The sequence below is a fragment of the Paracoccus sp. JM45 genome, assembly GCF_003590715.1.
Classification (GTDB): domain Bacteria; phylum Pseudomonadota; class Alphaproteobacteria; order Rhodobacterales; family Rhodobacteraceae; genus Paracoccus.
In genome coordinates this window covers 36,255-47,806 of sequence record NZ_QQVY01000005.1, presented here as the reverse complement: position 1 = coordinate 47,806, position 11,552 = coordinate 36,255, and the positions used below count along the sequence as shown (strand labels likewise).

Genomic DNA, 11,552 nt, shown 5'->3' with positions numbered 1-11,552 from the left:
TTTCTATTCCGCGTGGTCATGGGTGCACAGATCGTGATTGCCCAACACCTCGATCACGCGACAATCGGCGATGGTGCCGCAGGAACAGTGATCCAGCATCCGCTGTAATTCATCCTGCAATGCGGTCAGACGGGCGATACGCGCCTTGACCGATGCCAGCTGGCGCGTGGCAATGACATCTGCTGCGGCGCAGGACTGGTCAGGATCATCGGACATGCCCAGCAATTCCTGAATATCAGCCAGCGAAAACCCCAGATCACGTGCGTGCCGGATAAAGGCCAGCCGTTGCAGCATGGCCGTGTCATAGACCCGCTGGTTTCCGGCGCTGCGTGCAGGGGGCGGCAACAGGCCGATTTCCTCGTAATAGCGGATGGTCGGAATCTTGACGCCGGTCTCTTTGCTTAAATCACCGATGCTTGGCATATTCACCCCTTGAACCTCTAGTCACTAGAGATCCTATGTTCCCAACACATAAGACACAAGGACGCCATCGAAAGGGTCGGACTATGGAAAATCGCCGCGAATGGGCCGTATCGGGCATGGATTGCGCCGGTTGCGCGGCCAAGATCACCCGCGCCGTGCAGCGCCTGCCGGGGATCACCGATCCGCAGGTGACCGTGATGTCACAAAAGCTGACCCTGACGACCGATGGCACCACCCCCGAAGCGCAGATCGAGGATGAGGTCCGCAAGCTGGGCTTTGGCATCACGGCCCCCAAGGCGCATGGCCATAACCACGGCCCGCAGGACGGGCCGTGGCACAGCACCGCCAAGGGGCGGCTGGTCATCGCCACGGGACTGTTGCTGGCGCTGGCATGGGCGATCCGGCTGACGACATTTGGCGTGATCGGGCATTGGGCGTTTATCGCCGCCTGTCTGATCGGCGTGACACCCGTCGCCCGCCGCGCCTTCCAGATGGCAAGCATGGGGCAGCCCTTCACCATCGAAGGTCTGATGACCATTGCCGCCGCCGGTGCCCTGATGATTGGGGCCGCCGAGGAAGCCGCGCTAGTCGTTTTCCTATTTGCCGTGGGCGAGGTCTTGGAGGGCGTCGCCTCTAACAAGGCCCGCGACAGCATCCGTGCCCTGTCCGATCTGGTCCCGAAGACCGCGCTGCTGGAACAGGACGGCAAGACCCGCGAAGTGCCCGCCGCATCGCTGGCACCGGGCCGGATCGTTCTGGTCCGCCCTGGTGACCGCATCCCTGCCGACGGGCGCATCATCGACGGCATCAGCGGCATCGACGAAAGCCCCGTGACGGGCGAAAGCATTCCCGTCACCCGTGGTCCGGACGAAGACGTCTTTGCAGGGTCCATCAACACCGAGGCCGCCCTACGCATCACCGTCACCACAGCCGCCGCCGATAACACCATTTCCCGCATCATCCGTCTGGTCGAAGAGGCCGAGGAATCGCGCGCACCCACCGAACGGTTCATCGACCGTTTCAGCCGCTGGTATATGCCGGTGGTGGTCACCTTGGCCGCGCTGACCATCGTGATCCCGCCGCTGTTCTTCGGGCAGCTCTGGGATGTCTGGATCTATCGCGGGCTGGCGCTTCTGCTGATCGGCTGTCCTTGTGCGCTGGTCATCTCGGTTCCGGCGGCGATTGCCTCGGCGCTGTCGGCGGGGGCGCGGCGCGGGTTGCTGATGAAAGGTGGCGCGGTGATAGAGGCTGCGGCCAAGATCCGCCATGTTGCCATCGACAAGACCGGCACCCTGACCCATGGCCGCCCGCAAGTGACCGATATTATTCCGGTGACGGGATCAGATGATACGATGCTGGTGACGATGGCGGCGATCGAAGGCGCTTCCAGCCACCCGTTGGCGCGGGCGATTGTCCAGCGGGCGGGCGACGTGGCCCTGCCCCCCACCTCGGACGCTCGCGCCATTGCGGGCAAAGGCGTGCAGGCGGTGATCGATGGGCAGACCCTGACCGTCGCCAGCCCCCGCCACGCCGCCGACGCGGGTATCCTGTCCGGTGATCTTCTGGACCGCGCCCGCCAGCTTGAGGAACAGGGCAAGACCGTTGCGGTGCTATTTGGCGAACGGGTTCTGGGCATGGTCGCCCTACGCGACGAACCCCGCGCAGATGCGGCCCAAGCGATGCAGCAATTGCGTGACCTGGGTGTGGCCCCGATCATTCTGACCGGTGACAACCCCCGCACCGCAGCCGCCATCGCCGAAAGCCTTGGCGCCGATCACCGCGCCCAGATGCTGCCGCAGGACAAGCAGGACACCATCCGCGACCTGTCGGCAGACGGCGGGGTCATGATGATCGGCGACGGCATCAATGACGCACCCGCGCTGAAACAGGCCGATGTCGGTGTGGCCATGGGGTCGGGCACGGATGTCGCGTTGGAAACCGCGGATGCGGCGATCCTGCGCGACCGCGTGACGGATGTGGCCGCGATGATCCGGCTGTCGCGTGCGACCATGGGCAATATCCGCCAGAATATCGGGCTGGCCTTGGGGCTGAAGGGGGTGTTTCTTGTCACCTCGGTTCTGGGGATCACCGGCCTGTGGATCGCCATTCTGGCCGATACCGGCGCGACGGTGCTGGTCACGCTGAACGCCATGCGCCTTTTGCGTCACGACCCGACCAAGGTCACCTTTAAGCGATAACCCATGCGCAAGCGTCGTTTTGTCGCATATTCCAAAGACTATCCGACGACGGCGCTTGCCATATTTCGCCAGTTTGAACATATGTGCCGCCCAACATGTCGCCCGACAGGACACTGCCGGACCCGCATGTCAAAAGGACGGCACCATGAACGACCAGCCCGCCATTGTTATCCGTGACCTGCATAAACGCTTTGGCGATCTGCAGGTGCTGAAGGGTGTGTCACTGACCGCCAATGCAGGCGAGGTGATTGCCATTATCGGCGGGTCGGGGTCGGGAAAATCCACATTGCTGCGCTGCATCAATATGCTGGAACATCCGACATCGGGCCATATTGCCATTCAGGGCGAAGCCTATGCGATGCGCCCGTCACGCGCGGGCGGGTTACAGCCCGCTGACCGCCGTCAGGTCCAACGCATCCGCGCGCAACTGGGCATGGTGTTCCAGAACTTCAATCTGTGGCCGCATCGCACCGTGCTGGAAAATGTGACCGAGGCGCCGGTCCATGTGCTGGGCGTCCCGCGTGATCAGGCCATTGCCCGCGCGCGTCAGGTGCTGGAACGTGTCGGTCTGGGTGAAAAGCTGCAGACCTATCCGGTCCATCTGTCGGGCGGCCAGCAACAGCGCGCTGCCATTGCGCGGGTTCTGGCCATCGACCCGTTGGCTATACTGTTTGACGAACCCACCAGCGCACTTGATCCCGAACTGGTGGGCGAGGTTCTGGGCGTTATCCGTGATCTGGCCGACGAAGGCCGCACGATGGTTCTTGTCACCCATGAAATGGCTTTTGCCCGCGATGTGGCCAGCCGCGTGATCTATTTACGCGATGGCCGGATCGAGGAAGAAGGCACCCCCGAGCAGCTGTTCGGTGACCCGCAATCCGCCCATCTGAAGCAATTCATCCGATCGGTCATGTGACCCCGCTCCGCCCCATCATCATCCAGAAAGAAGACAATATGTTTCGCAAAACCGGCCTGACGGTCCTTCTCTCACTTGCTTTGACATCACCGGTTCTGGCCGAGACGCTGAATGTCGGCATATCAGCCGAACCTTATCCGCCATTCTATGTCCCTGATGCTGCGGGCGCGTGGTCGGGATGGGAAATCGATCTGATGACGCAGCTTTGCGACCGGCTCGGTGCGGAATGCGTGGTCACCCCCATCGCATGGGACGGCATCATTCCGGCGCTGACCACGGGCAAGATCGACATGATCATGGGGTCGATGGCCATCACCCCCGCGCGTGCCGAACAGATCGCTTTTTCGGATAAATATTACGCCGCCCCCACGGGCCTGATGACGCAGGCAGGGTCAGAGATTACCCCTACGCCCGAAGGGGTCACCGGTGCTTTTATCGGCGCGCAATCGGGGTCCATCCAAGAGGTTTATGCCAACAAGTATTTCGCAGATACCGCAGGCGCGATCCGCATCTATCAGAATCTGGATGAAGAATTGCAGGACCTTGCCTCGGGGCGTCTGGATGCGGTGATCGGCGATTCACTGGCGATGCAGCCTTTTGCACAATCGGATGCGGGTCAGGCCTGCTGCGAATATAAAGGCGCCGTCCAGCCCGACCCAGAGGTGCTGGGCTATGGCATCGGCGCGGGGCTGCGTCAGGAAGATACCGACCTGATGGCGCGCGTAAACACCGCGCTGGCCGATATCCGCAAGGATGGTGCCTATCAGCAGATCACCGACCGGTATTTCTCGATCGATATCTATGGCGAATGACCTGTCGGGGGCGGGATCTGTCCGCCCCCTGATCTGACCCGTGAAAGGACCCCTGCGTTATGTTCCAGTCGATCGATTTCAGCCTGCTGGCGCTGACGGCCCCCGGATGGGGTGGTGCGCTGTTGAACGGCTTTCTGCGGTCGATCCAGCTGGCGGCGGGGGGCTATGCTGTCGGCATAATTATCGGCATCTTGGGGGCCAGCGCCAAGCTGTATGGCGGGCTGGTCCTGCGCGATCTGGCCGAGATTTATACAATGGTCATCCGCGCCGTTCCCGAACTGGTGCTGATGTTGCTGTTCTATTATGTCGGGACCGATCTGATCAGCCGCGCCGCGCAGGCAATGGGCTTCACCGGTTTTGACATTGACGGCCTGCTGGCCGGTATCATCGTCATCGGACTGGTTCAGGGCGGCTATGCGACCGAGGTGATCCGCGGCGCCATAAAGGCCGTCCCGCATGGCCAGATAGAGGCCGCGCAGGCGTTCGGCATGTCCCCCGTCACTGTCATGCGCCGCGTGACCATTCCCGCCATGACGCCGCATGCCATGCCCGGCATGGCAAATTTATGGATGATCGCCACCAAGGACACCGCATTGCTGGCGGTCATCGGCTTTAGCGAATTAACGCAGGTGACGCGACAGGCGGCATCTGCCACACGGGCCTATTTCCTGTTTTTCCTATCGGCGGCCGCGCTGTATCTGCTGCTGACATTGCTGTCGAATGTGGTCCTGCGTTGGTATGAAACACGCGCGCGGCGCGGCATGATTGCGGCACGCTAATGGAAAACCCGACCCTTCTGCGCCGTATGATGATGCCGCACCGCCTGATTATGGCAGCCATGGCGCTGGCCGGTCTGGTCGCTATCATCGCCACAATGCAATGGGACTGGCTGCCGGCCGCCTTACCGCGCCTGTGGCAGGGGTTGCAGGTCACGCTGGCGATGCTGGCAGGCAGCGTTGTGACGGGGTTTATGCTGGCCCTGCCGCTGGCGCTGTTTCAGGTAATGGGGCCTTCGCCGCTGCGGTGGTTGTCGCTTGGCTTTTGCACTGTCATTCGCGGGACGCCTTTGCTGTTACAGCTCTGGCTGTTCTATTTCGGGCTGGGTGCGCTGTTCGCGCAATTTCCCGAAATCCGCGAATCGTGGGCATGGCCTTATCTGCGACAGGCTTGGCCCTATGGCTTTCTGGCGCTGACCCTGTCCTTTGCCGCCTATCAGGGCGAAGTGATGCGCGGTGCCTTTACCGGCGTTCCGCATGGAGAGTTGGAGGCTGCCCGCGCCGTCGGCATGTCCCCTTGGCTGGTCTTTCGCCGCGTCTGGTTCCCCCGCGCCCTGCACCGTGCTTTGCCGACCCTGTCGGGCGAGATTATCCTGCAGCTGAAATCGACGCCGCTGATCGCAACCATTACCGTCACCGACCTTTATGCGGTCACCACCCGCATCCGCCAGACGACACTGCTGACATATGAACCCTTGTTGCTTCTGGTGGCCATCTATCTCTGCCTCAGCGCGATCCTGATTGTCGGGCTGCGTTGGCTGGAAAACCGTATTCCGACAGGCCGCTAAACGCCTGCACTTTTTCCTATGAACGGACAATTCGATATGACCCAAATCACCCTGCTGGATGGCGGCATGAGCCGCGAACTGGAACGCTGCGGCGCGATCCTGCGCCAACCCGAATGGTCGGCCCTTGCGCTGATGAACCAACCCCAGATCGTCCAGAAAGCGCATGAGGAGTTCATCGCCGCCGGCGCGCAAATCATCATTGCCAACAATTATGCCGTCGTGCCCTTCCATCTGGGTCAGGACCGTTTCGATCAGGATGGCGCCATGCTGGCCGCCCGGGCGGGCCATCTGGCGCGGCAGGCGGCAAACACCGGTGACCGGATCCGCGTGGCCGGTTCCCTGCCCCCTGTCTGCGGATCCTATCAGCCCGAAAACTTGATCGAGGATGACGCGAAGGCGATCCTGAAGGTGCTGGTCGACAATATGGCCGCCTATGTCGACCTGTGGCTGGGTGAGACCCTTAGCAGTCTGGCCGAAGCCCGCATCACGGCCGAAGCCGTCGCAGGATCGGACCTGCCGCTGTGGATTTCCTATACCCTGCGTGACAGTGCAGATGATGCGCCCGCCCTGCGGTCCGGCGAAAGCGTCGCGGATGCAGTGCGCCTTGCCGTATCACTTGGCGCAAAAGCGGTCCTGTTCAACTGTTCTGCGCCCGAAGCCATGCAGCCCGCGATTATCATTGCCCGCGATGTGATTGCCGAAACCGGCAGCAGCATTCCTGTCGGCGTCTACGCCAATGCCTTTACCCCAGAAGATGAAGGTGCCGCCAATGAGGCCATTTCCAGCCTTCGTGAAGATCTGAGTCCCGAAGGCTATACCATCTGGATGGACCGTTGGATCGCAGCCGGCGCAACGATTATCGGCGGGTGCTGCGGCATCGACGCGCCGCATATTGCAGCCATGAAGTGCCACCTGAAGAATCACTTGCAGATTTGTAAGTGTTAATTCGGAAGTAATATTCCGGACTGGCGTAGATGGCGGTCCGGCACTGCCAATTGATATTTAATAAGTCTGATACTGTCCGAAAGCATCGTATCCTATCCTTTTGCGCCCTTAGCCGTCGATGATCATCAATGTTAGGTTATTCCGAATTTCATAGGACGGCAGACATGACCCATTTTAAAGCGGCAATTGCTTTCGCATCGTTTCTGGCATTGCCTCAAGGGATTTATGCAAATCCGTCGGAAACCAGTGATGTTTTAATGACAATCACCACGCCGACATCGTCCAAAAGGTATGATCTGGATGATCTGATGGCGTTTCCACAGGTCAAATTTGAAACCTCTACAATCTGGACAGGCGGGGTTCCGGAATTTACCGGCGTATCGCTGTCGGCATTATTGAAAGATGCCGGAATTACCGAAGGCACAATTATGGCAACGGCAATTAATGATTACGCTGTTGAAATTCCTTTAAATGAAATCAATGACAAATTCCCGATCATAGCCTATTACCAGAACGATGAACCGATGTCCGTCCGCGACAAAGGGCCGCTTTGGATCGTATATCCGTATGATCAGTTTATCGAATACCAGACGCAGATCAATTATTCGCGCAGTATCTGGCAGTTGGACCGGATCATACTGGAATAATTATTCCCTATTGCGGTTGCTGTGGATGAACACAGCTGCCAGTGACGGGTGACAGTTTTGTTTCACCGTTACCAACTTGCTGTCGGGGCATTTCTGACACTGATTGTCGTGACAATCGGTGTCATGTGGCAATTCAACCATAATATGCGCGAACAATTGCACGAGCTGAGCGCGATCAACACCGATAGCATCCATTGGTATCTGGCCCAGTCCGAGGTCGAACTACTGACCCTGCAAAAAGCGACGTTGCTATTACTGACAGAAGATGGATATCCGGTTCAGGAAGTACGGGAAAAATTTGATATTTTCTATTCCCGTATCAACACCCTGCAATACGGGAAAAGCTTTCAGGAAGTCCGCCAGCAATCAACGGTGGATGCGGCGATTAAAAACGTCAAAGACAAGCTGCAGCAATCGACAGCCATTATTGACGCCAGTGACGAATATCTGCTTGAAAACCTGCAAACACTTCAGCGGAATTTTCAGGATATCTATCCCGATCTCAGGACAATCTCGCTTGAAGGGGTTCAATACTTCTCTCGCAAGACGGATATCCGTCATGCGACGATTGTCCAGACCCTTCAAAAACTGTTTACGATCATTGTCATATTATTCCTAATACTGGCCGGGACAGTTTTAATTCTGTCGCTGATGTTCAAAGCCGCGCGTCAGCAGAATAATCTTATCACCTCGGCGCGGAACCGTCTTCAATCCTTGTTTGCAACATCGTTCGACGCCATCGTTGTCACCGATCAACAAGGTATCATCCAGAACTTTAACCGGTCGGCTGAACGTATTTATGGGTTCACAGCCCATGAGGCGATCGGCCACAACGTACGTGATATTCTTCTTCCGCCCGACCGAATTGAAACCGCGGATATATTTTACGCGAATATGCGCCGGAACACGCAATTACGGACCGTCGAAAACTTTGGAATGCGCCAATCATTTGCAAAACACAAAAGCGGCCTGATGGTACCGGTTGAAATTTCGATATCCATCAATCGGGAAACCGACGGTCCGCTTTTGGTCGCCTATATCCGTGACGTCACGCGTCGTCAAAAAACCGAGGCGGACTTGATCGAGGCTCGCGACCGCGCAGTTGAAGGGGAACGCCAGAAAACCCGCATGATCACCGTAATGAATCATGAAATGCGGACGCCCCTGAACGGCATTCTGGGCACGCTGGACCTGCTGAAGACAACCGGCTTCGATGACCACCAACGAAAGCTACTGAATGCGATGGACCATTCATCACGGTTGCTGTTGCACCACGTGAATGACGTGCTAGAGGCAACGCATGCCTATAGCAGCCAGATTAACCTTTCACTTGCGCCTTTTGATCCGGAAAAAGAACTCAGCGAACTACTGGACGGTATGCGCGCTGCTGCAGAAAAGCGGAACAACAGTCTAACGTTAGAATGCTTCTGTGCCGACAACCGGCTGCTGAATGGTGATATCGTAAAAATTCGTCAAATCATCGTCAATCTTGTCGGCAATGCGATCAAATTCACGGAAAATGGTCAAATCAGCGTTCAGCTGGACCGGATCCGCAGTGATGGGACGATCGAAATTCAGGTCAGCGATACCGGCGTCGGAATCGCCGACGAGGATATTGATAAGATCTTTGATGAATTTGTAACTTTGGGCTCTTTTTACGATCGCAAAGCCGAAGGTACCGGTCTAGGCTTAGCAATCGTCAAACGATTGGTCAAGGCAATGGACGGCGCCATCGACGTTGTCAGCGAGCCAGGCGAAGGGACCGCATTTACCCTGCATCTGAAACTGGACATTGCCACTATGGCAGACGTAACTGAAGCGCCGGAGTTATTGCCGTACCAAAGCCATGCTGGCCGCCAGATTCTTTTGGTAGAAGACAATGAAATTAATCGGCTGGTCCTGAAGGAAATGTTGAAGCTGTTCGGATGTGTTATCACCGAGGCTGTCGATGGCATCGAAGGTATCAAGGAAGCCGAGCGCAAATCCTATGACCTGATACTGATGGACATCAGCATGCCGCGCATGAATGGCATCGATGCTACGGCCCATATTCGCGGGGGGCGTTGCAACGTGACAACCCCGATCGTCGCGCTGACCGCACATGCCATGCCCGAGGATATCAAACGTTTCCGTGTTTCAGGGATGCAGGATGTCCTGATCAAACCACTTAACCGGACAGGACTAAGGCAGATCCTTGATCGTAATTTAATGCCTTTGCCAAAAAATGATTTTTCTGCCAATTCAACGTCGCAGGAACTGATTGGTGTCTTAGGTCCTGTGGCAGCCACAAAGCTTAAAGAAAAAGCCAATGTCGAAATTAGCGAAGGTTTGACACGCCTGACAAATTTTCACACCGATGAAACTGCGTCTCAATTGGCGCGTCTGGCCCATAAATTGGCGGGCAGTTCTGCAATCGTTGGTTATCACGACATGCAAATCCAGTTTTCTATTCTAGAAAAGGGTTTCAAAGTTGCTAACGACAAAGCAAAATTACACGCTATGCAAAAGGCAGCAGACATATTGCGCGATGACTTTTTTTCGAACAAAGTAGATAAAAGATCTGAGAATGGCACAGATCATTTAAAGGATTAGACAGTGCGTATTTTGATAGCCGATGATCATGAATTGGTAAGAGATACAATTGTCGCATTTCTGAAAAATGATGGCTTTGATTATATTATAAGCGCAAATTGCCTACCAACCGCATCCCAAGCAATTGCAACAGCAGTTGACAAAAATTTTGATGTTATCCTTTTGGACTACGATATGCCGGGGATGAATGGCCTGGCTGGTCTTACGCAAATTCAGGAATTGTCCCCGAAATCACATGTGGCCCTGATATCAGGGTCGGCATCGCCGACAATTGCACGGCAAGCCCTTCAAGCCGGTGCAAAAGGGTTTTTACCAAAAACAATAAGCGCAACGTCATTGGGTGTCGCAATTCGGCTTATCGCTTCAGGGCAGGCTTTTATCCCCTATGACTTTCTGGCGCGTGAAAACATAGGACCAATCGACAATTTAACAAATCGGGAAACGGAAGTTCTCAGAGGATTATGCGAAGGACATTCCAATAAAGAAATGGCAAACAATCTCTCGCTAGCAGAAGTCACAATCAAGCTTCATGTGAAGACATTATGTCGAAAACTTGGTGCATCAAATCGCACACAGGCAGCTTTGATCGGTATGGAAAAGCTTCGATAAACATAGCGCTTTAGCGGAGTATATGGTCGTGAATTGGGAATGGGTTTTCATTAAAATCCGACACATTTACGCAATTTATCTCTCCGACATTTTTTTGACGATGATACGGATAGCCTTGCGGAGTTTATCTCACCGGATCTTTCGGCTTTGGCGGGCCTGACGGGGGATCGACGCGAACCGGGTCACCAGTACGAATGGGCGTGGTTGCTGGGGCGCGAGGCGTCTTTCAGCGGCGATCAGAGCAGTTGGGTGACGGGACGGCGGATGGTTCGCTTTGCAGAGAGTTTCGGTCGTGCGCCTTGCGGCATTCTGGAGGGTGCGGCCTATGACGCGGTATTTCCGGATGGTCGGGTGATGGACGGCAGTTTTCTTCTGTGGCCGCAGACCGAGGCGATCAAGGTCTATGCGATGCGGCACATGGCGGGTGATGCGGGTGCCGGGGAACAGGCGCGGGGGCTGTTATGCGCGATGTTCCGTCACTGGTTTGCGGATCATGCTGTCTGGGTGAACCGTCTGGACAAGACTGGCGCGGTTGTCTGGCCCGAGGCCTTGACGCGTTTGTTCTATCACGTTCTGCTTGCCTTGACGGAAGGTGCGCGTGCGGGTCTGTGGCCTGGTTTTACCGGCTTTCCGGATGCTTGAGTCCCGATGTGTTTCTGTATCGGAGTTCATGTAGGTTTAGATGCCCTGTTTGATCGGGGCATTTCCGGTTTTTTTGTGGATTTGTTTGGAATGCAAGAAGCCCGCGGCATTTGCTGCGGGCTTTTTGTGATCTGGTTGCGGGAGTAGGATTTGAACCTACGACCTTCAGGTTATGAGCCTGACGAGCTACCGGGCTGCTCTATC

General features: G+C 56.5%; 10 protein-coding genes and 1 pseudogene. 10 read left to right on the top strand and 1 reads right to left on the bottom strand.

Annotated elements, in window-relative coordinates; translation table 11 throughout:
* Positions 1 to 3: 3 nt before the first annotated feature.
* Positions 4 to 423 carry a helix-turn-helix domain-containing protein gene (locus DWB67_RS09300; protein ID WP_119807269.1) on the bottom strand — a complete coding sequence of 140 codons (420 nt, stop codon included), beginning with the start codon at positions 421 to 423 and terminating at the stop codon, positions 4 to 6.
* An 83-nt stretch (positions 424 to 506) separates the two neighbouring features.
* Here DWB67_RS09300 and DWB67_RS09295 point away from each other — a divergent pair, with 83 nt between their 5' ends.
* The 10 genes and pseudogenes from DWB67_RS09295 to DWB67_RS09250 all read left to right on the top strand — a co-directional run.
* A complete protein-coding gene (locus tag DWB67_RS09295; protein WP_119807268.1) occupies positions 507 to 2,621 on the top strand; it encodes a heavy metal translocating P-type ATPase in 2,115 nt (704 codons plus the stop codon).
* 145 nt (positions 2,622 to 2,766) lie between these two features.
* Positions 2,767 to 3,537, top strand: a complete 771-nt coding sequence (locus DWB67_RS09290; protein WP_119807267.1) for an ABC transporter ATP-binding protein — start codon at positions 2,767 to 2,769, stop codon at positions 3,535 to 3,537.
* Positions 3,534 to 4,349 carry a transporter substrate-binding domain-containing protein gene (locus tag DWB67_RS09285; RefSeq protein ID WP_255418618.1) on the top strand — a complete coding sequence of 272 codons (816 nt, stop codon included), beginning with the start codon at positions 3,534 to 3,536 and terminating at the stop codon, positions 4,347 to 4,349. Before DWB67_RS09290 ends, DWB67_RS09285 begins: the two co-directional genes overlap by 4 nt.
* A 59-nt stretch (positions 4,350 to 4,408) precedes the next feature.
* Positions 4,409 to 5,128 carry an ABC transporter permease gene (locus tag DWB67_RS09280; RefSeq protein ID WP_119807265.1) on the top strand — a complete coding sequence of 240 codons (720 nt, stop codon included), beginning with the start codon at positions 4,409 to 4,411 and terminating at the stop codon, positions 5,126 to 5,128.
* Positions 5,128 to 5,913, top strand: a complete 786-nt coding sequence (locus DWB67_RS09275; protein WP_119807264.1) for an ABC transporter permease — start codon at positions 5,128 to 5,130, stop codon at positions 5,911 to 5,913. The genes DWB67_RS09280 and DWB67_RS09275 overlap by 1 nt, the downstream gene beginning before the upstream one ends.
* A 36-nt stretch (positions 5,914 to 5,949) precedes the next feature.
* Entirely contained in the window at positions 5,950 to 6,858 is a 909-nt protein-coding gene (locus DWB67_RS09270; RefSeq protein ID WP_119807393.1) for a homocysteine S-methyltransferase family protein, read from the top strand.
* 164 nt (positions 6,859 to 7,022) lie between these two features.
* Complete coding sequence (locus tag DWB67_RS09265; RefSeq protein ID WP_119807263.1) at positions 7,023 to 7,505, top strand: molybdopterin-dependent oxidoreductase; 483 nt, start codon at positions 7,023 to 7,025, stop codon at positions 7,503 to 7,505.
* A gap of 108 nt (positions 7,506 to 7,613) precedes the next feature.
* Positions 7,614 to 10,097 carry an ATP-binding protein gene (locus tag DWB67_RS09260; RefSeq protein WP_147385919.1) on the top strand — a complete coding sequence of 828 codons (2,484 nt, stop codon included), beginning with the start codon at positions 7,614 to 7,616 and terminating at the stop codon, positions 10,095 to 10,097.
* A 3-nt stretch (positions 10,098 to 10,100) separates the two neighbouring features.
* Positions 10,101 to 10,706 carry a response regulator transcription factor gene (locus tag DWB67_RS09255; protein ID WP_119807261.1) on the top strand — a complete coding sequence of 202 codons (606 nt, stop codon included), beginning with the start codon at positions 10,101 to 10,103 and terminating at the stop codon, positions 10,704 to 10,706.
* Between the two features lie 87 nt (positions 10,707 to 10,793).
* Positions 10,794 to 11,348: pseudogene (locus tag DWB67_RS09250) on the top strand (AGE family epimerase/isomerase); the annotation flags it as partial.
* Positions 11,349 to 11,552 lie beyond the last annotated feature (204 nt).